Genomic DNA, 20,220 nt, shown 5'->3' with positions numbered 1-20,220 from the left:
AGGAAATTTTAGCTTAACCGGCCGTGACACTGCTTGTATTTTTTGCCGGAACCGCAAGGACAAGGCTCATTTCGACCCACCTTTCGCTCTTCGCGTACAAAAGGCGCATCGGCAGCCGATGCTTCATCAGGCACCTCGGCATCATCACGCATACCACTGCTTTGCTCATGGGTGAAATCCATCTGCTGCCGCGCGGCCTGCTCACGACGCTGTTGTTCCATCGCCTCAACCTGCTCAGGCTGTTGCACCTGAACATGACTGAGAATCCGGATAACATCACGTTTGATATTTTCAAGCAGCTCCTGGAACAGAATAAAAGACTCGCGTTTATATTCCTGTTTCGGGTTTTTCTGAGCGTAACCACGCAGGTGAATACCCTGACGCAGATGGTCCATTGTCTGCAGATGCTCTTTCCAGAGCGTATCCAAAACCTGCAGCATTACCTGCTTCTCAAAATTACGCAGCGTTTCAGCGCCAGCCAACTGTTCTTTCTGCTGATAAACCTCTGCAATCGACGCCTGAATCTTTTGCTTCAGGCTCTCTTCATGCAGAGTATCGTCTGCATCTAACCAGGCCTGAATCGGCAGTTTTACAGCAAAATCTGATTCCAGTGCTTTTTCAAGACCTGGAATATCCCACTGCTCTTCCAGACTCTGAGGCGGAATAAACTCACAAAGCTTGTCATCTACCACCTCTTCACGGACTGCAACAACAGTCTCCGAGATGTCATCGCTAGCCATCAGTTCATTACGCTGGCGGTAGATCACTGTTCGCTGATCATTGGCCACATCATCGTATTCAAGCAGGGATTTACGAATATCGAAGTTACGGCCTTCAACTTTACGCTGGGCCTTTTCAATGGCGTTGCTGACCATTTTGTGCTCAATCGCTTCACCACGCTCCATACCGAGGGCCTGCATCAACTGACGCACACGATCAGATGCAAAGATACGCATCAGGTCATCTTCCAGAGACAGGTAAAAACGAGATGAACCCGGATCCCCCTGACGGCCGGCACGGCCACGTAACTGGTTATCAATACGACGTGATTCATGACGTTCAGTACCGATAATATGCAGACCACCGTTATCCAGCACTAACTGATGGCGTTTTTCCCAGTCGGCTTTAACCGCCGCCACTTCAGCTTCTGTAGGGTTGTCCAGCGCAGCCAACTCTGCTTCCAGCTTGCCACCCAACACGATATCGGTACCACGACCGGCCATGTTAGTGGCAATGGTCACGGCACCGGGACGACCTGCATCCGCAATGATGGTCGCTTCACCGGCATGGTTTTTAGCATTCAGTACATTGTGTTTGATGTTTTGTTTGGTCAGCGCAGCCGAAATCAGTTCAGACGACTCGACAGAAGCAGTACCCACCAGAACAGGTTGATTACGTGCCTGACAATCGCGAATATCCTCGATAATCGCTTCGTATTTCTCTTCGATAGTCAGATAGACAAGGTCATTTTCATCCTTACGAGCCACCGGCTTGTTGGTGGGAATAACCACAACATCCAAACCATAGATCTGACGCAGCTCGAACGCTTCAGTATCCGCTGTACCGGTCATGCCGGACAGTTTGTCGTACAAACGGAAATAATTCTGGAAGGTAGTCGACGCAAAAGTCTGGCTTTCGCTCTGGATTTTTACACCTTCTTTTGCTTCGACGGCCTGATGCAGGCCTTCAGACCAGCGGCGCCCCGGCATAATACGACCGGTATGCTCATCGACAATCACCACTTCATTATTCTGCACAATGTAATCAACATCGCGCTGGAACAGATGATGCGCTCTCAGCGCCGATAGAATATGGTGCAGAAGATTCAGGTTCTGCGGCGCATACAGGCTTTCACCTTCATTCAGCAGCCCCGCATTAATCAGCAAATCTTCTACCAGCTGATGCCCAGCCTCGGTCAGTTCCACTGTGCGGTTTTTCTCATCAACGGCAAAGTGTTCCTGAATATCCTGATTGTCTGCCTGAGGGTCGATCTCGCCCTCGAACTGTTTCAGCTGTGGGATCAGGGTATTTACGGTGCGATACAACTCAGAGCTGTCGCCAGCCGGACCTGAAATAATCAGCGGTGTACGCGCCTCGTCAATCAGGATTGAATCCACTTCATCGACAATGGCAAAGTTAAATTCGCGCTGAACTTTTTCTTCTAGACTAAACGCCATATTGTCGCGCAGATAATCAAAGCCAAACTCATTGTTGGTGCCGTAGGTAATATCTGCAGCGTAGGCATCACGTTTTTGAATTGGCTGCTGACCTGAAAGGACGACCCCCACGGTCAGACCCAGTGATTCATACAGCGGACGCATCCACTCTGCATCACGGCTGGCCAGATAATCATTCACGGTAACAACGTGCACACCCTCACCCGGCAGGGCATTCAGGTAAGCGGCCAGCGTCGCCACCAGTGTTTTACCTTCACCGGTACGCATCTCTGCAACTTTGCCTTCATGCAGCGTCATACCGCCGATAAGCTGCACATCAAAATGGCGCATACCCATGACACGCTTGGAGGCTTCACGCACCAGTGCAAATGCTTCCGGCAGCAGACTGTCCAAATGCGCCCCATCGTCAAGGCGAGCTCTGAATTCGGCGGTTTTATCCTTTAGCTGCTCTGAGCTGAGGGCTTCGTAGTCCTCTTCCAGCGCATTGATGGCGGTAACCATCTTGCCCATGCGCTTAAGTTCGCGATCATTCTTGCTACCAAAAACTTTTTTTAACAATCCTGTCAGCATGTCTCGCCCGGCACCTTGTGAAAATTCTTATCGGGTTACTTGTTCGCCCGGCGGAACACATTTCTCAACCCGGCAGCAAAACAAAGTCAGCATTCTACCTTTATTGGGACAAAAATTTGAATCCAAAGGGGGCAGGAAAATTGGAAAGAGAAAAGTTTCTCTTTGTTTCCGCTGACAAAAACGTAAAAAGCCGAACATTATGTTCGGCTTTTCTTCAGAGCAGTTAGATCAAACTGCAGCGACAGGCTGCTGGTATGAAATGGGTGCGCTCTCAGCACCATCTTCAAATGTCACAACTTCCCACGCATCTTCCTGAGCCAACAAGGTACGCAACAAGCGATTGTTCAGATGGTGGCCGGATTTATTGCCATAAAATTCGCCAATCAGGCTTTTACCCAACAGGTAAAGGTCACCCACAGCATCAAGCACTTTATGTTTTACGAATTCATCGTCATAACGCAGACCGTCTTCGTTCAGAATACGGTAGTCATCCACCACAATGGCGTTGTCGAAGCTGCCACCCAGCGCCAGATTCTGCGAACGGAGATATTCGTAATCACTCATAAAACCGAAAGTACGCGCGCGGCTGACCTCTTTCACGAAAGAGGTGCTGGAGAAATCCAGGCTGGCTTCCATTTTGCGACCATCAAACGCAGGGTGATCAAAGTCGATGCGAAAGCCCACTTTGAAACCATCGAATGGTTTAAAGCTGGCGCTTTTGCCATCCATCTCAACTTTGACTTCTTTTTTGATTCGGATGAACTGTTTCGGTGCATCCTGCTCTTCCAGACCCGCAGACTGAATCAGGAAGACAAAAGGTGCTGCACTGCCGTCCATGATAGGCACTTCTTCAGCACTTAATTCGATATAGGCATTATCAATACCCAAACCGGCCATTGCTGATAACAAGTGTTCTACGGTAGCTACGCGAACATTACCCTGACCAAGGTTGGTAGACATGGTCGTATCACACACATTATGTGCATGTGCACAAATTTCCACCGCCGGATCAAGATCGATACGGCGAAACACAATGCCAGTGTTGATCGGGGCCGGTTTGAGAGTCAAATAGACCTTTTGGCCTGTATGCAGACCAATACCGGTAGCTTTAATGCTGTTTTTCAATGTTCGCTGTTTGATCATGCCTTTGCCAGATAAAATAGGGCTATGTTAGCGTCAGATGATAACAAATTTATTACCCGCGTAACAAGCAAACTGCCCCATCAGTCCGCTTGTCGTCGCAGAAAAGTTGGAATATCCAGATAACTATCACCTTCAGTCCCGGTATGCTGAATTGATTGCGTTTCAGGCTTAGCCGGTCCCTCTAGAGCTTCATTTTTTTTGCGGCGCAAAATGGTCGGTAATTCGATCTGCGCCAGATCAAGTGACCCGTCCACTTTTTTAGTGCCTGTGCCGGCAACCGGTACCGGTTTAGCCGGTGCATTTGCCTTATCGAGGCCTGTTGCCACTACAGTGACTTTAATGGTGTCTGACATCTCAGGTTCGATGACAGTTCCCACCACAATGGTGGCATTTTCAGATGCGTACTCTTCAACCAGATTGCCCACTTCAGTGAACTCACCCAGGCTTAGATCCAGACCGGCAGTAATATTGACCAGAATGCCACTGGCACCTTTGAGGTCGACATTATCCAGCAGCGGACTCTTGATCGCTTTTTCTGCCGCTTCCGAAGCACGGTTTTCACCCATTGCTGTACCGGTGCCCATCATCGCCATACCCATCTCGGACATCACTGTGCGCACATCAGCAAAGTCGACGTTAATCATGCCGGGCCGGGTAATTAGATCAGAGATTCCCTGAACGGCACCTTTAAGCACATCGTTGGCTGACTCGAACGCATTCAGCAGTGTGCAGTTACGTCCCAGTACCTGCATCAGTTTTTCGTTCGGAATAATGATCAGAGAGTCAACGTTTTCGCGTAGCTCTTTGATCCCTTCCATGGCGATGCTCATACGCTTACGCCCTTCAAACGGGAAGGGTTTGGTGACAACAGCAACCGTCAGGATACCCATCTCTTTTGCCACCTGTGCCACAATAGGTGCAGCTCCGGTACCTGTGCCACCGCCCATGCCTGCGGTGATAAAGACCATATCTGCACCATCCAGCAACTGGGAGATCCGGTCACGGTCCTCCATGGCGGCCTCGCGGCCCACTTCCGGGTTCGCACCGGCACCAAGCCCCTTTGTCAGAGTGTTACCCAGTTGCAACACAGTCTGAGTAACCATGGAACTGAGGGCCTGCGCATCGGTATTGGCACAGACAAATTCCACACCTTCAAGATCACCGTTTTCCATGTGACGCACGGCGTTGCCACCGCCCCCGCCAACACCAATCACTTTGATCACCGCATTCTGCGGCACGCTATCCATCAGTTCGAACATTTCCAGCTCCTTTAAGTACACACTCGGTACTTAGATTGTTGCGCCTGCAACTACATTCCGGCGCGGTGTTAAATCATATTCCCGGATTTCAGAAACTGTCCTGAATCCAGTTTTTAAGTTTGATAAACAGGTTTTCTTTTTCCGGCGCCTCTGTCGAAGACAACATCACCGGTCGCGCCTTACGATCCTGTTTTGCGTATTGCAGCAGCCCCAGACCGGTGGCATAAATCGGGTTACGCAGAATATCTTCCATGCCCCGCACGCCGTGCGGATTAGCCAGACGCACTGGCATGTGGAAGATCTCTTCTGCCAGCTCTACGGCGCCTTCCATTTTCGAAGTACCACCGGTCAGGACAATGCCTGCCGCGATCAGATCTTCATAACCACTGCGACGCAGCTCCGCCTGTACCAGACTGAACAGCTCTTCGTAGCGAGGCTCAACCACTTCAGCCAGTGCCTGACGTGACAGGGTCCGGGCCGGACGGTCGCCTACACCCGGTACCTGTATGGTTTCATCGGCACGGGCCAGCTGCGCCAGGGCACAGGCGTATTTAATCTTGATCTCTTCCGCATGCTGAGTCGGGGTGCGCAGGGCCATCGCGATGTCATTGGTGACCTGATCACCAGCAATCGGAATCACTGCCGTATGACGAATGGCACCGCCGGTAAAGATGGAGATATCTGAGGTACCGCCCCCGATATCCACCATGCAGACACCCAGCTCTTTTTCATCATCGGTCAGCACGGAGTAGCTGGAAGCAAGCTGTTCCAACACCACGTGATCGACTTCCAGACCACAGCGGCGAATACATTTTTCGATGTTCTGATGCGCATTCACGGATGCAGTCACCAGGTGCACTTTGGCTTCCAGACGCACACCGGACATGCCGAGCGGCTGTTTGATACCTTCCTGGCTGTCGATCTCATATTCCTGCGGCAATATATGCAGAATTTTCTGATCCGCCGGGATGGCCACGGCACGGGCAGCATCCAGCACCCGGTCCAGATCATACTCAGAGACCTCACGGTCACGCACAGCGACGATGCCATGAGAGTTCAGACTGCTTATATGATTCCCGGCAATGCCCACGGTAACCGAGTGAATCTTGCAGCCGGCCATCAGTTCGGCTTCTTCGACAGCGCGTTGAATGGAACTGACTGTGGCTTCGATGTTCACCACCACGCCGCGTTTCATACCGTTGGAAGGGTGCGACCCAATGCCCACCAGCTCAATGCTGCCATCCGGGTTTACTTCCGCCACCAGACACACCACCTTAGAGGTGCCGATATCCAGTGCTACGATCATGTTATTACCCAGTGCCATCTGCATGATGTCATTACCCTGCCTTAGCGTCCGACGGTGCTTCTGCCCGCCATTTAACAGCCACCCCATTGGTGTAGCGAATATCAACCTGTTCGATCTGTTCAGCCCGATCAGATAACCCTAATTCGTACACCCTTAAAAACCTCTGCAATCGTTGATCAATATTTTCCCGACCCACGATGACCTTGATACGGTTGCTGAGTTCCAGACTCCATGCACCCCGCGGTTCAAGATTCAAGCCAACAACCTGCAATCCCAACGGCCGAAAAATCTGGTTCAGATCATGGAACTGCGCCATCACCCGGTTGGTTTCAGGAGCGGGTCCCGATAACCGGGGCAGATCTTTGTAATCCTGATGCAACTGCGGCCAGAAAATATCACCCTGATGATTCAGCAAACCATGCTCACTCCAACGCGCAACCGGTACCTCTTCCTCGATGGCAACCTCAAGCGTCGAAGGCCAGTCCCGTCTGATTGCCGCAATATGCACCCAGGGCTGATCCTTGACCTGCTGGCGGATGCTCTCAATATCCACCCGCATCAGGGAGTTCTGCACGCCACCTGCTATCGTTCTGGCCAGCTCGGACCGGTTAAGATGCTGCGAGTCTCCGGACAGGTGCACTTCTGTTACCGGGCGATCCAGCCAGGCCCAAAATTTAGCCGTAATACCAACGAGCAAACCAACAAACAGCAGCAATACACTTAACCGTGAAAATACATACCACCAGCTCTCACCTTCATGCATCAGAGGTGATGCCGGATTTTTTAGGTATCCATTTTCAGACATCTGCATCCTGTTACACCGTGGTCTGCAAAATCTTCACAACCAGTTCTTCAAAACTGATGCCAGCGTCAGCTGCTGCCATCGGCAACAAGCTGTGGTCAGTCATACCCGGCGCCGTATTAATTTCCAGCAGTTGGAAATTACCCTGTTCATCCTGCATCACATCCACCCGGCCCCAACCTCGACAGCCGATTACGGCAAACGCCTGCTCTGCCAGCTGTTTCAGTTCCAGCGCTTGCTCGGGCGTTAAGCCATGATCAAATCGATAGCGGGTATCATTGGCCAGATACTTAGCGTCGTAGTCATAAAAATCGTGACTGGTTTCCAGTTTGATCACCGGTAAGGCCTGGCCTTGCAAAATACCAACAGTGAATTCAGCGCCGCTCATCCAGCGCTCTGCGATGACCAAACGATCAAATCCAGCTGCTGTCGAGAACGCAGCTTCAAGACCCGCCGCATCCACCGCCACACTCATACCGATACTTGAGCCTTCGTGTGCTGGCTTAACGATCATTTTGACACCCAGCTCTGCAGCAACCGCCTCAAAATCGGTCTCTTCCGTCAGCACTGCAAACGGCGGCGTCGGTAATCCGGCACCTCGCCAAATCTGTTTGGTGCGCAGCTTATCCATGCCGATGGCGGAAGCTGCAACACCGCTTCCGGTGTACGGTTTACCCAGCAGCTCCATCACCCCCTGCAACACACCATCTTCACCACCGGCACCATGCAGAATCAGAAAGGCACGATCAAACTCAGCGGCCTGAAGTTGCGCCAACGGAGCCAAACTGCCAGCTTCACCGCCGAGATCGAGTCCAAAGGCATCCACGCCGGCCCGTTCCAGTGCAGACAGTACGGCAGCACCGCTTTTCAGCGAGACCGCACGCTCAGAAGAAGTGCCACCATAAATGACGGCAACCCGGCCCAGGGCAGCCGCGGTTGTGGCATCAACGTGGTAATGGCTCATGCCTGCTCCTCTTGCTCCAGCGAGATCTGTTTCAATTCATGTGCCAGGGCGGTGATATCACCCGCACCCTGCGTCAGCAGCAGATCACCAGGACGCAACACATTGCGCAGCAGATCCGCCACCTCAGATTTGTCATTCACGTACACCGGCTCTACCGTGCCACGCTGCCGGATGCTCCGGCACAGATTGCGGCTGTCAGCACCGGCAATCGGCTCTTCGCCTGCCGGATACACCTCCAGCAACAGCAGCAGATCAACCTCTGAGAGTACCTGTGCAAAATCCTCATACAGATCCCGGGTCCGGGTATAGCGATGCGGCTGATAGATCATCACCAGACGTTTGTCCGGCCAGCCTTCACGCACAGCCTTGATCACCGCTTGTACCTCACGGGGATGGTGACCATAATCATCTACCAGCATCACGCTGCCACCGGATACCGGCACGTCACCGAGCACCTGAAAACGCCGCCCTACCCCGGCAAACTGTTCAAGCGCCCGACAGATCGCTGCACCGTCAATGCCTTCATCGGTTGCAACAGCGATGGTCGCCAGCGCATTCAGCACGTTGTGCTGACCGGGCATATGCAGTTTCACCTCAAGTGGTTCAAGACCATCAGGGCGCTGCACACTAAAACTTGAATACATGCCTTCCTGACGAATATTCACCGCCCGGAAATCCGCATCCTCAGAGACGCCATAAGTCAGTACCGGGCGACTTACTTCCGGCAGAATCTCACGCACCACCGGATCGTCGATACAGAGCACCGCCAGACCGTAAAACGGCAAATTGTGCAAAAACTCGATAAAGGTACGCTTCAACCGGGAGAAATCATTTTCATAGGTTTCCATATGATCGGCATCGATATTGGTGACAATTGCCACCATCGGCTGCAGATGCAGGAAGGAGGCGTCACTTTCGTCAGCCTCAGCCACCAGATAACGGCTGGTACCCATCTTGGCATTGGTGCCTGCACTGTTCAGGCGTCCGCCAATCACAAAGGTCGGATCACGCTCACCTTCGGCAAAAACGGATGCCAGCAAACTGGTGGTGGTGGTTTTACCGTGAGTACCTGCCACAGCGATGCCATGCCGGTAACGCATCAGTTCGGCCAGCATTTCGGCGCGGCGTACCACCGGAATACGGTTATCACGTGCCGCAACTAGCTCAGGGTTTTGCTGATTGACGGCGGTTGAGACCACCACCACATCAGCCCCGGAGACATTTTCAGGGGCATGACCAATAAAAATTTCCATGCCCAGCTGCACAAGACGTTGCGTGGTGGCCGACACTTTCAGGTCAGAGCCGGAAATAGCGTAACCCTGGTTCAACAGCACTTCAGCAATACCGCACATGCCTACGCCGCCAATGCCAATAAAATGAATCTTACGGATTCGACGCATTTCAGGTATTTCGTGAAGAGTTACCGTAGGTTTCATAAACCCATTACCTCCATACAGACGGCAGCGACCCGCTCACGGGACTCAGGGATACCGATCGCTTTTGCTTTTTCAGCCATCTGCAATAATTGTGTTCGGTCGTTAAATTCGCCTGTTAGCAATCCAGCCAGTTCTGAAACCTTAAGATCTCTCTGCTGGATCAGTTTCCCGGCACCTGCCTGACTTAAAAATTGAGCATTGCCGGTCTGATGATCATCCACGGCGTGTGGAAACGGCACCAGAATTGACCCTACACCGGCAATTGCAAGCTCACTGACGGTCAATGCACCAGAGCGGCACAGCACCAGATCTGCCCAGCCATAGGCCGCTGCCATATCCTCAATAAAAGGCGCAACACGGACATCACTGACGCCCTGGGCTGCATACGCTGCAGCTGCCGCTTCATAATTACGCTTACCGACCTGATGCCATACTTCCGGACGCTGTTCGGGAGAAAGCTGCGCCAAGACTGTCGGCAAAATTTGATTCACTGCCTGAGCACCGAGACTGCCACCCAATACCAGCAGACGGATAGGTCCCTTACGCTCTGCAAACCGCTCCGCTGGCGGTGCTAGGTCCAGAATTGCACCACGGACCGGGTTGCCCATCACCTCGGTTTTACAGGTCACCGGAAACGCACCACCAAAGGCTTCCATCACCCTGCTGGCGACTTTTGATAACCAGCGATTGGTCATACCTGCCACAGCATTCTGCTCATGGATCACCACAGGCACGCGCAACAACCAGGCAGCAACACCGCCGGGACCAGAGGCAAAGCCACCCATGCCCAGAACAGCATCGGGTTTTACCTTACGCAGCACGCCGATCGCCTGCCAAACCGCCAGCAACAATTTAAACGGCGCCAACATCAGACTGAGTTTGCTTTTACCGCGCAGCCCTCTGACTTCAATACTGTGCAGTTTGATACCGGCAGCGGGCACCAGTTCAGCTTCAATACCATGGCGGCTGCCCAGCCATTCAACCTGAATACCCTGCTGCTGGAGAACCTCTACCGTCGCCAGAGCCGGGAATACGTGACCACCGGTACCGCCTGCCATGACTAACAGGGTTTTATTTTTCATTTGTCACCTCCCCGGATTTACCATCCATCAGAAGCTGACATTTCAGTTCATAATCCACACGCAGAATCACCGCCAGCATGGCACAACTGACCAAAAGACTACTGCCGCCATAACTCACCAGCGGCAGGGTCAATCCTTTGGTGGGCAGCGCACCGACATTCACCCCAATATTGATCAACGCCTGAGCGGCAAAAATAATACCGAAGCCATAGCAGATGTAGGCAGGGAAAAATGCTTTCTGCTTTTCTGCACGACGGCCGATGCGGAAAATACTCATCACCAGAATGGCAAACAGCACAATCATGGCGGCGGCACCCACAAAACCCAGCTCCTCAGCCATCACTGAAAATACAAAGTCGGTATGCGCTTCCGGCAGATAAAACAGTTTCTGCACACTGTTCCCCAGCCCTGTGCCAAACCAGTCACCGCGTCCAAAGGCAATCTGTGCCTGAGAAAGCTGATAGCCACTGCCGAAAGGATCCGCCCAGGGGTCAAGAAAGCTTTTCAGACGTGCCACACGGTATGGCTGCAAACCGACCACGGTGACCAGCAACAACAACACGCCACTGACAACCGTAATAAACTGGGAAAACCGCATGCCACCCAGGAAAATCATGCCCATCACCGTGCCCATCAACACAACGAGGGCACCAAAGTCAGGTTCGAAGTAGAGCAGCACACAGAAAATACCCAACGGCAGGGTCGGCTTGGCGATACCTTTCCAACTGCTGCGCACTTCATCAAGGCGGCGCACCAGATAACCGGCCATATAGATCACCATACAGAACTTGGCGACCTCTGAAGCCTGCAGATTCAAAGGCCCCAGCGGCAACCAGCGATGACTACCATTCACGCCTTTTCCCACACCCGGAACCAGAACCAATACCAGCAAAACACCGGCCATCAGCATCCACCAGTGACCTGTCTGCTGCCAGAAACGCAACGGTACACGCCACACCACCATGGCACCCGCCAGTGAAATGGAGATAAAAATCATCTGGCGGAAAACGTAATAGTACGGGGTGCCATTGTTACGCATTGCCACATCCAGCGAGGCAGAGCTGATCATGATAAAACCAAACAAAATCAGACTCAGTGCAGCCCCTAAAACCCACGGGTCAAACGGCAGCAGCTTGGCATCAACCTGAGATGCAGGTGATGTTTTCCAAAATGCGTTGAAGGCAATCATTTTAATCCCTCCACCGCTTTTACAAAGGCATCACCCCGGGCCGGATACCCGCTGAACATATCAAAACTGGCACAGGCCGGGGACAGCAACACCAGATCACCGGGCTGCGCCAGAGCCGACGCCTGAACAACGGCATCTTCCAGTGTGGTCGCCGGATAACAGGGCACCGTGGCGGTTTCGTCTGCAATCTGTTGTCCATCCTGACCAAAATAGATCAGCGCACGGCCGTACTGCTGCAGCGCCGGGGCAAGATCACTGAATTCAGCACCCTTGCCTACACCGCCCGCCAGCAGAACAATTTTTTCACCATCTTGAAGCGTCTGACCAAGGCCATTAAGTGCCGCCAGCGTTGCGCCGACATTGGTACCTTTCGAGTCGTTGAAATAGTGCACACCCTGAATATCTGCTACCCACTGACAGCGATGGTCCAGTCCGGGGAAATCCTGCAGTGCCTGCAGCATCGCGGGCATTGGCAGTCCGACGGATTCACCCAAAGCCAGCGAGGCCAGGGCGTTAGCAATATTGTGACTGCCACGTATTTTCAGATCAGCAACATTCAGCAGGGGCTGCTGACCAACCGCCAGCCATTGGGCACCGTCCTGCATTAACAGGCCATATATGCCTAAATCCGGCCGCCCCAGATGATAACTCAGCGTGGTTACATCTTTCGGCAGCAACGGCGCAGTCAGCGGATCATCCCGGTTAATCACCGCCTTACGACAACCCCTGAAGATGCGGTGTTTAGCCTGATAATAAGCATGGGCTGAAGCATACCGGTCCATATGGTCCGGTGTGATATTCAACACGGTCGCTACGGCGGCACGCAAATCATGGGTCGTTTCCAGCTGAAAACTGGACAGCTCCATTACATACAGGTCTTTTTCCGGCTCCAATAGCATATCCAACACTGGGGTGCCGATATTGCCACAAACACCCACAGACCTGCCGGCAGCTCGGGCCATCTCACCAACCAGAGTTGTCACTGTGCTTTTGGCGTTAGAGCCGGTAATCGCCACGATGGGCGCAGATACTTCACGGCAAAACAGGTCAATATCGCCGATCACGCTCACACCGGCAGCCTGCGCCTGCTGAATAGCAGGTTCGCTCAACGCGACACCCGGACTCAGGATCAGCTCGGCAGCACGCTGTAGCAGTGCTGGATCAAACGGGCCAGAATACAGCTCGACTTCCGGCATTTCTGCCTTCAGCTCAGCGGCTCCCGGTGGATTTTCACGACTGTCCACCACCGCAAACGGCCAGCCTTTTCGCGCCAGATAACGGGCACAGGAGAGCCCGGTCTTACCCAGACCGACAACAATCCTGAATTGATCCGTCGCAATCAGCGCCATTTAACCTGTCTCTTTATCGAATTTTCAGTGATGCCAAACCGATCAGCACCAGTACTACTGTGATGATCCAGAAACGCACAATAACGCGCGGCTCTGGCCAGCCTTTTAATTCAAAGTGGTGATGCAAGGGTGCCATCCGGAATATGCGTCTGCCCGTCAGTTTGAAAGACGCCACCTGCAAAATCACCGACACTGTTTCGGCCACAAAAATACCGCCCATAATGAACAGCACCAGCTCCTGCCGGATGATCACAGCAATAACACCCAGCGCCGCGCCCAGAGACAATGCACCCACATCACCCATAAAAACCTGCGCCGGATAGGTGTTAAACCAGAGAAACCCGAGACCGGCACCAACAATAGCGCCACAGAAGATGATCAGTTCACCGGACCCTGGGATGTAAGGAATCAGCAGATAGTCAGCAAATTTGACGTTACCCGACAGATAAGCGAACACACCCAGCGCCCCGCCCACCAGTACCGTTGGCAGAATCGCCAGGCCATCAAGGCCGTCAGTCAGGTTCACGGCATTGGATGAACCCACAATCACGAAATAGGTGAACACCACAAAAAAGATACCCAGCGGCAGGGTGACATCTTTCAGGAAGGGGATCAGCAGCCCGGTTTCTGCCGGCGTTTTGGCCAACGCGTACAAAATAATAGCGGCACCCAGCCCACCAATGGATTGCCAGAGATACTTCCAGCGTGCCGGCAAACCGCGTGGATTTTTTTCGACCACTTTGCGGTAATCATCGACCCAGCCAACCGCGCCAAAAATCAGCGTGACCCCCATTGTGATCCAGACATATTTGTTACTCAGATCACTCCACAACAACGTACTGCTGATGATCGCCACCAGAATCAGCGCACCACCCATGGTAGGCGTACCCGCCTTGCTCAAATGGGTCTGTGGGCCATCACTGCGCACCGCCTGACCAATTTGTTTGCTGCGCAGCTGATTAATCAGCCAGGGGCCAACCCAGAGCGAAATCAACAATGCTGTCAGCACACCAAAAATCCCCCGCAGGGTCAGGTACTGGAACACAGCAAAGCCGCTGTAAAACTGTGATAAAAAGTCGGCAATCAGTAATAACATGCCTGTTTATTCCCCTTGTTCCAGGCCGGCAACGACCTGCTCCATCCCGGCACTGCGGGATCCTTTGACCAGAATATTGACTCCGGCCTTCGCGAGCGGCTCAAGCGCCGCAATCAGCTCAGCTTTGTCAGCAAAATGCTGACCGTCCGTTCCGGCGGAAGTGTTATAGCCGGATACGGTGTGCCGAGACAGCACACCCGTCACCCACAGGTGACGGATCCCCTTCAGTGCTGCCCGGCAACCAACCGTTGTATGTGCTTCTTCAGCACTTTCACCCAGTTCGGCCATATCGCCCAGAACCAGAAATGACTCACCCGGCAATGCGGCTAACAAATCGATTGCGGCATGCACCGAACCCGGGTTTGCGTTGTAACTGTCATCAATAATCAATGCGCCCTGCGCAGACTGGCATGGACGCATGCGGCCTTTAACCGCAGAGAAACGTTCAAGGCCGACAACAATCTGTGGCAGTGTCAGTCCACCGGCATGCACTGCAGCCGCAGCGGCCAGGGCATTGGCTACATTATGTTGCCCCATAACCTGCAACTGCACCGCGGCCGAGCGGTCACCCAGATGCAATTTAAAGCGGTAACAGCCATTGGCACCGGGTTTCAGTTCAGAGGCATAACAATCTGCCTGGGAATTACTGAGCGAAAATGTCTTCTGACGAACAAGTGCAGTTTGCTGCAACCAGACCGAAGCGTGCGGATCATCAAGATTGATCACGGCAGTACCATCGCGCTCAGCCAACTGGCCAAAGATTTCGCCTTTGGCACGCACGACACCCTGCAGGGAACCAAACCCTTCAAGGTGCGCACCCATGGCATTATTCAGAATCGCCACATCCGGCTGCACCAGAGCGGTGGTGTAGGCAATTTCACCCACTGCACTGGCGCCCTGCTCGATCACAGCCACTTCAGTCGTGTCATCCAACTGCATCAGCGTCAGCGGCACACCAAAATCGTTATTAAGATTGCCTTTAGTCGCCAATACCTTTCGCTGACCGGACAGAATCGACAGCAACATCTCTTTCACTGTGGTTTTGCCGCTGCTACCAGTCACCGCATACACGGGCCCCTGAAAACGGTTGCGGTTGGCTAAACCGATCTGACCCAGCGCGATACGGGTATCGTTCACCTGCCACTGCGGCAGTCGGCTGACGACCGGTTGTGACACCACCAGCGCGGCTGCGCCTGCTGCCTCAGCCTGTGCTACAAAATTGTGCCCATTAAAATTTGGCCCCACGATGGCCACAAACAGGTCGCCTGGCTGAAGGGTACGGGTATCTGTACTGACACCCACAAAATTGGCGTCTTCAGACACCACGCCACCAAACTGGCTGGACAAGTCAGACAAATGCCAGTGACCAATCATACAGCCACCCCCAGTGCTTGCCGGCAGATCGTGTGATCGCTGAACGGGAAACGTTGGCCAGCGATCTCCTGATAGTTTTCATGACCCTTTCCGGCCACCAGTACCAGGTCAGCACTGCTCGCTCTACTAACTGTCCGGGTAATCGCTGCTGCGCGGTCTGGTTCAATGACCGGCAAATGCCGACTCACACCCGAAGCGACCATCGCAATAATGGTATCCGGATCTTCCCCGCGGGGATTATCACTGGTAATCACTACCTGATCTGCAAGCCGATCAGCTACCTCCCCCATGAGCGTACGCTTCCCGGTGTCACGATCTCCACCACAGCCAAACACACACCACAGAACACCGTTGCAATGCGCCCGCGCACCTTGCAGTGCCTTTTCCAGCGCATCGGGAGTGTGGGCATAATCAATAATCACCAACGGCTGACCGGCTGCTTTAATCGCTTCCATCCGCCCTGGCACCGCTTTCAGACCAGACAAGGTCCTGCTGATCTGCTGAGCTGAAAACCCCTCCATCAGCAGCACACCGGCCACCAGCAGCAGGTTGTCCAGATTAAATTCACCCAGCAGCGCGTTGCAGAAAGGGATAATACCCAGCCGGCTGCGTAACTCACCCTCGAGCCCTTCCGGTGTGAGACGATACGCGCGCAAATGCAGATCGCCCTGACTACGACCCACCGCAAAGGCATCACCCATCAGATCTTCACGTGCCAGTAAGTCACGACCGAACGCATCATCCCGATTAATCAACGCACCAGATAACGGATAATCTGTAAAAAGTTTGGTTTTGGCGGCGCCGTAAGCCTGCATCGTGCCGTGGTAATCCAGATGATCGCGGGTCAGGTTGGTAAACAACCCGTATTTAAAATCCACACCCGTGACACGGTATTGCTCAAGTGCATGACTCGATACTTCCATCACCACAGCCTCAGCGCCAGCAGACACAAACTCTGCCAACATCAGCTGTACCCGGATTGCATCCGGCGTGGTGTGGGTCGCCACATCAAGCTGACCGGGAAAACCATTGCCAACCGTGCCAATCAAAGCTGTCTTGCGGCCCAGCTGGTTCAGCGCCTGCGCCAGAAAATGGGCGCATGAGGTTTTGCCATTGGTACCGGTAATGCCCACAACACAGATTTTTTCACTGGGCTTGCCGTAAAACCGTGCGGCAATCAGCCCTAGCTGAGCCGCCAAATCATCTACCGCCACCACAGGCACATCTACAGCCGGACACTCTGCAAATTCACTGCGGTCGACCAGAACCGCGGCAGCACCGGCGGCCACCGCTGCAGGCACAAAATCGATACCTTTATGCTGCAAGCCTCGGCGTGCGCAGAACAGCATACCGGGGGTCACTTCCCGGCTGTCCTGACAAAGGCCATTCACTGCAATACCGGAACACGCTGTGGTAGCCCATTCCGGTATCAGTTCAGCCAGTTGAATGCTACGCAGCTGCATCTCTTTCACCTCTGCGCCATTTGACTGGTTGGTTTCGGCCAGTCATCAGGTGGTACATTCATTAACCGCAATGCACCCGCCAACGTGCGGGAAAACACTGGGGCGGCAACTTCGCCACCGTAGTATTCCTGCCCCTTGGGATTGTCCACCATCACCACTGTGACCAGACGCGGGTTGCTTGCCGGCGCAATGCCTGCAAAAACAGAAATATACTGATCATCCAGATAGCCGGAACCACCCACTTTGTGAACTGTGCCGGTTTTACCTGCCACCCGATAACCCGGCACCGCTGCACGACGACCTGTACCGACATTACTGATCACGGTTTCCATCATGCCACGCACGTTTTGCGCCACATCAGTCGGCATCACCCGTACTGGTGCTTTATTGTCATCCGCCCGAATCAGACTGGCTGGCACCATCAGGCCATCATTCGCCAACGCCAGATAGGACTGCGCCAGCTGCAGCGGAGTAACTGACAGGCCATAGCCGTATGAAAGCGTTGCCCGCTCTACCACCTGTTTTTCCTGCAGATAAGGCAGCACACCACTGCTTTCACCGGGATAACCAAGTGTTGTGACCTGACCCAGCCCAACGTTACGCATCAGATTAACCACCGCACCGCTGTCCATACTCAGGGCCAGCTTGGTCACACCCACGTTACTGGACTTGGTGATAATGCCGGTCAGATCCAGATCACCATAATTGCGGTGATCGCGAATGGTCCGACCTTTAATCCGGATATAACCAGGTGCGGTATCGACCACTGTTTCTGGACGGTATTTACCACTCATCAGCGCCGCTGCCACAGTCAATGGCTTCATGGTTGAACCGGGCTCGAACACATCTGTCAGGGCGCGATTGCGCAGCAGGGACGGAATGCGCTGCGCCGGATCGTTCGGGTTATAGGATGGCTGGTTGACCATCGCCAGAATTTCACCCGTGGCGGCATCCAGCATCACCAGAGACCCACCATCAGCTTTATGCGTCTGCACAGCAGCTTTTAATTCACGGTAAGCCAGATACTGCAGACGCAGATCAATGGTCAACTGCATATCGTTGCCATTTTCTGCCGGACTGATTTCGCGAATATGTTTAATGGTGCGACCCAGACGGTCTTTCATGACCATCTGCTTACCCGGTTCCGCGTGCAACCAATCCTCAAAGGACAGTTCCAGGCCTTCCTGCCCTTTACCATCCAGATCAGTAAATCCAACTAAGTGAGTGGTTACTTCGCCAGCGGGATAAAACCGTTTATATTCCCGGTCCACATGTACGCCCGGAATGCCCAACGCGACAATTTCTGCTGCCAGCTCAGGGGTCACCTGACGCTTCAGATAAAGAAAACGACGTTCGCGGTTTTCGCTGATTTTCTGCACCAGGCTCGGGCGGCTCATCTGCAGTAAAGATGCCATCTTACCCAGACTGACATGGTCGAGGTTCATCTTCGCCGGATCAGCCCAGATGGTCGCCACTGGCGCACTGACCGCCAAGGGTTCGCCATTGCGATCAGTAATGATACCCCGGTGTGCCGGCGCCTGAATTACCCGCACCGTACGCGCTTCACCCTGATCCTGCAGGAAATCCTGTTCAGTGATATAAAGCCCGAGCATGCGACCGGTGATACCCGCCGCTACCAATAACAGCAACAGCAAAACCAGCCATAGGCGCCAGCCCCGGCTGATTGCGGCTGTGATTGGCTTATCGCTCATTTTCCACCACCTCAATTTGATCAATGCCCGGCACAATCATGGCCAGATGTTTTTCTGCCTGCTTTTCAACCCGGTTATTAGCTGCCCAGGCACTCTGCTCCAGCAACAGCTGACTCCACTCCACCTGCAGTTCATCCCGTTGTTCAACCAGAATCTGGTGCTGATTAAATAGCCGACGGTACTCAAACGCATTCAACACGACCGCCAGACAACAACAGACAAGCAGGATGATGCTCAAACCCAGCAACAACATCCGTGGCAATAACTCTTCGGCACTGTAAAAAGCCTGCGCCAGCGCCTGCTCAGCCTCCTTAGGAGACTTTTCTGCAGACCAAAAACGTTGCAGCAGACGCTTCATGCCACTTTCTCCGCCACGCGCATCACTGCACTGCGGGCCCTGACATTGGCATTAGTTTCATCTTTTCCGGCTTTGACCGCCTTACCCACATTTTTCAGCCGAATTTTGAGCATCGACTGCGTCACCGGAATCCCCCGGGGCAGATGCTCATCACCTTTCACATGCGTACGGATAAACCGCTTCACTATACGGTCTTCAAGTGAATGGAAGCTGATTACTACCAGGCGACCACCCACCCGCAACACATCCAACGCTTGCTCAAGACAGGCTTCCAGATCTTCCAGCTCGCGGTTGATATGGATACGAATACCCTGAAAGGCCCGCGTGGCAGGGTGTTTACCCTTTTCCCAGGCGGGGTTGGCAGCGGCGACAATACTGGCTAGCCTGGCGGTGGTAGTTATGGGCACCAGTTTACGCTCGGCGACAATGGCCCGCGCCATACGGCGGCCAAATTTTTCTTCGCCATAGGTAAAAAACACATCAGCAATTTCTGCTTCAGACGCCCGCGCAATCCACTCAGCGGCGCTCTCACCTGAAGTAGGGTCCATGCGCATATCCAGCGGACCGTCCTGCATAAAACTGAAACCACGACTGGCATCATCCAGCTGAGGCGAAGAGACACCCAGGTCCAGCAGCACACCATCTACCTGGCCCTGCTTATTTAGCCCTTCCACAAAACGCTTCATTTCGGCAAAACTGCCATGCGCAATCTGAAAACGACTTTCGCCGGCAAATTTTTCTTTTGCATGGGCAATTGCCTGAGGATCTTTATCGATCCCCAACAGCTGGCCCTCTTTCCCCAGGCTTTGCAGCACCAGCGCAGAGTGACCACCACGGCCAAACGTACCATCGACATAAAAGCCGTTGGGATCCTGAACCAGCGCATTTACCGCTTCCTGCAGCAAGACTGTTATATGTCCGTAAGCCTGCGTCATCAGTT

At 53.4% G+C, this 20,220-nt stretch carries 16 protein-coding genes; all 16 read right to left on the bottom strand.

From position 1 onward, the window contains the following. Positions 1 to 8: 8 nt before the first annotated feature. On the bottom strand, positions 9 to 2,747 hold the full coding sequence (gene secA, locus P2G53_RS05750) for a preprotein translocase subunit SecA (RefSeq protein WP_275815109.1): 2,739 nt from the start codon (positions 2,745 to 2,747) through the stop codon (positions 9 to 11). A 228-nt stretch (positions 2,748 to 2,975) separates the two neighbouring features. Next, positions 2,976 to 3,890: a UDP-3-O-acyl-N-acetylglucosamine deacetylase gene (gene lpxC, locus P2G53_RS05745; RefSeq protein ID WP_275815107.1), complete on the bottom strand. Its 915-nt coding sequence runs from the start codon at positions 3,888 to 3,890 to the stop codon at positions 2,976 to 2,978. An 80-nt stretch (positions 3,891 to 3,970) separates the two neighbouring features. Then, a complete protein-coding gene (ftsZ, locus tag P2G53_RS05740; protein WP_275815105.1) occupies positions 3,971 to 5,149 on the bottom strand; it encodes a cell division protein FtsZ in 1,179 nt (392 codons plus the stop codon). An 88-nt stretch (positions 5,150 to 5,237) separates the two neighbouring features. Further along, entirely contained in the window at positions 5,238 to 6,473 is a 1,236-nt protein-coding gene (gene ftsA, locus P2G53_RS05735) for a cell division protein FtsA (protein ID WP_275815257.1), read from the bottom strand. A gap of 13 nt (positions 6,474 to 6,486) precedes the next feature. Further along, positions 6,487 to 7,260: a cell division protein FtsQ/DivIB gene (locus P2G53_RS05730; protein ID WP_275815103.1), complete on the bottom strand. Its 774-nt coding sequence runs from the start codon at positions 7,258 to 7,260 to the stop codon at positions 6,487 to 6,489. 10 nt (positions 7,261 to 7,270) lie between these two features. Further along, the gene (locus P2G53_RS05725; protein ID WP_275815101.1) at positions 7,271 to 8,221 is read right to left on the bottom strand and encodes a D-alanine--D-alanine ligase; all 951 of its coding nucleotides are present in this window, start codon (positions 8,219 to 8,221) and stop codon (positions 7,271 to 7,273) included. Then, complete coding sequence (gene murC, locus P2G53_RS05720; protein ID WP_275815099.1) at positions 8,218 to 9,657, bottom strand: UDP-N-acetylmuramate--L-alanine ligase; 1,440 nt, start codon at positions 9,655 to 9,657, stop codon at positions 8,218 to 8,220. The genes P2G53_RS05725 and murC overlap by 4 nt, the downstream gene beginning before the upstream one ends. Beyond that, the gene (murG, locus tag P2G53_RS05715; RefSeq protein ID WP_275815097.1) at positions 9,654 to 10,739 is read right to left on the bottom strand and encodes an undecaprenyldiphospho-muramoylpentapeptide beta-N-acetylglucosaminyltransferase; all 1,086 of its coding nucleotides are present in this window, start codon (positions 10,737 to 10,739) and stop codon (positions 9,654 to 9,656) included. Before murG ends, murC begins: the two co-directional genes overlap by 4 nt. Continuing rightward, complete coding sequence (gene ftsW / locus P2G53_RS05710) at positions 10,729 to 11,928, bottom strand: putative lipid II flippase FtsW (protein ID WP_275815095.1); 1,200 nt, start codon at positions 11,926 to 11,928, stop codon at positions 10,729 to 10,731. Before ftsW ends, murG begins: the two co-directional genes overlap by 11 nt. After that, a complete protein-coding gene (gene murD / locus P2G53_RS05705; protein WP_275815093.1) occupies positions 11,925 to 13,277 on the bottom strand; it encodes a UDP-N-acetylmuramoyl-L-alanine--D-glutamate ligase in 1,353 nt (450 codons plus the stop codon). Before murD ends, ftsW begins: the two co-directional genes overlap by 4 nt. 13 nt (positions 13,278 to 13,290) lie before the next feature. Then, positions 13,291 to 14,373, bottom strand: a complete 1,083-nt coding sequence (gene mraY, locus P2G53_RS05700; RefSeq protein WP_275815090.1) for a phospho-N-acetylmuramoyl-pentapeptide-transferase — start codon at positions 14,371 to 14,373, stop codon at positions 13,291 to 13,293. A gap of 6 nt (positions 14,374 to 14,379) precedes the next feature. Beyond that, positions 14,380 to 15,747, bottom strand: a complete 1,368-nt coding sequence (murF, locus tag P2G53_RS05695) for a UDP-N-acetylmuramoyl-tripeptide--D-alanyl-D-alanine ligase (RefSeq protein ID WP_275815086.1) — start codon at positions 15,745 to 15,747, stop codon at positions 14,380 to 14,382. Beyond that, complete coding sequence (locus tag P2G53_RS05690) at positions 15,744 to 17,210, bottom strand: UDP-N-acetylmuramoyl-L-alanyl-D-glutamate--2,6-diaminopimelate ligase (protein WP_275815083.1); 1,467 nt, start codon at positions 17,208 to 17,210, stop codon at positions 15,744 to 15,746. Before P2G53_RS05690 ends, murF begins: the two co-directional genes overlap by 4 nt. Positions 17,211 to 17,215: 5 nt before the next feature. Next, positions 17,216 to 18,922, bottom strand: coding sequence for a penicillin-binding transpeptidase domain-containing protein (locus P2G53_RS05685; protein WP_275815080.1), 1,707 nt, complete (start codon positions 18,920 to 18,922; stop codon positions 17,216 to 17,218). Beyond that, positions 18,912 to 19,280, bottom strand: coding sequence for a cell division protein FtsL (gene ftsL, locus P2G53_RS05680; RefSeq protein WP_275815077.1), 369 nt, complete (start codon positions 19,278 to 19,280; stop codon positions 18,912 to 18,914). Before ftsL ends, P2G53_RS05685 begins: the two co-directional genes overlap by 11 nt. After that, positions 19,277 to 20,215, bottom strand: coding sequence for a 16S rRNA (cytosine(1402)-N(4))-methyltransferase RsmH (gene rsmH / locus P2G53_RS05675; protein WP_275815074.1), 939 nt, complete (start codon positions 20,213 to 20,215; stop codon positions 19,277 to 19,279). Before rsmH ends, ftsL begins: the two co-directional genes overlap by 4 nt. Positions 20,216 to 20,220 lie beyond the last annotated feature (5 nt).

The sequence above is a fragment of the Neptuniibacter sp. CAU 1671 genome, from assembly GCF_029222905.1.
In the GTDB taxonomy this organism is placed as follows: Bacteria; Pseudomonadota; Gammaproteobacteria; order Pseudomonadales; family Balneatricaceae; genus Neptuniibacter.
Note: the sequence above shows the minus strand (reverse complement) of the source record. Positions and strands in the feature narration are given on the sequence as shown.

Excerpts from the sequence above, each read along its gene's own strand:
- secA (WP_275815109.1), bottom strand. The coding sequence starts at position 2,747 with ATGCTGACAGGATTGTTAAAAAAAGTTTTTGGTAGCAAGAATGATCGC.
- lpxC (WP_275815107.1), bottom strand. The coding sequence starts at position 3,890 with ATGATCAAACAGCGAACATTGAAAAACAGCATTAAAGCTACCGGTATT.
- ftsZ (WP_275815105.1), bottom strand. The coding sequence starts at position 5,149 with ATGTTCGAACTGATGGATAGCGTGCCGCAGAATGCGGTGATCAAAGTG.
- ftsA (WP_275815257.1), bottom strand. The coding sequence starts at position 6,473 with ATGGCACTGGGTAATAACATGATCGTAGCACTGGATATCGGCACCTCT.
- P2G53_RS05730 (WP_275815103.1), bottom strand. The coding sequence starts at position 7,260 with ATGTCTGAAAATGGATACCTAAAAAATCCGGCATCACCTCTGATGCAT.
- P2G53_RS05725 (WP_275815101.1), bottom strand. The coding sequence starts at position 8,221 with ATGAGCCATTACCACGTTGATGCCACAACCGCGGCTGCCCTGGGCCGG.
- murC (WP_275815099.1), bottom strand. The coding sequence starts at position 9,657 with ATGAAACCTACGGTAACTCTTCACGAAATACCTGAAATGCGTCGAATC.
- murG (WP_275815097.1), bottom strand. The coding sequence starts at position 10,739 with ATGAAAAATAAAACCCTGTTAGTCATGGCAGGCGGTACCGGTGGTCAC.
- ftsW (WP_275815095.1), bottom strand. The coding sequence starts at position 11,928 with ATGATTGCCTTCAACGCATTTTGGAAAACATCACCTGCATCTCAGGTT.
- murD (WP_275815093.1), bottom strand. The coding sequence starts at position 13,277 with ATGGCGCTGATTGCGACGGATCAATTCAGGATTGTTGTCGGTCTGGGT.
- mraY (WP_275815090.1), bottom strand. The coding sequence starts at position 14,373 with ATGTTATTACTGATTGCCGACTTTTTATCACAGTTTTACAGCGGCTTT.
- murF (WP_275815086.1), bottom strand. The coding sequence starts at position 15,747 with ATGATTGGTCACTGGCATTTGTCTGACTTGTCCAGCCAGTTTGGTGGC.
- P2G53_RS05690 (WP_275815083.1), bottom strand. The coding sequence starts at position 17,210 with ATGCAGCTGCGTAGCATTCAACTGGCTGAACTGATACCGGAATGGGCT.
- P2G53_RS05685 (WP_275815080.1), bottom strand. The coding sequence starts at position 18,922 with ATGAGCGATAAGCCAATCACAGCCGCAATCAGCCGGGGCTGGCGCCTA.
- ftsL (WP_275815077.1), bottom strand. The coding sequence starts at position 19,280 with ATGAAGCGTCTGCTGCAACGTTTTTGGTCTGCAGAAAAGTCTCCTAAG.
- rsmH (WP_275815074.1), bottom strand. The coding sequence starts at position 20,215 with ATGACGCAGGCTTACGGACATATAACAGTCTTGCTGCAGGAAGCGGTA.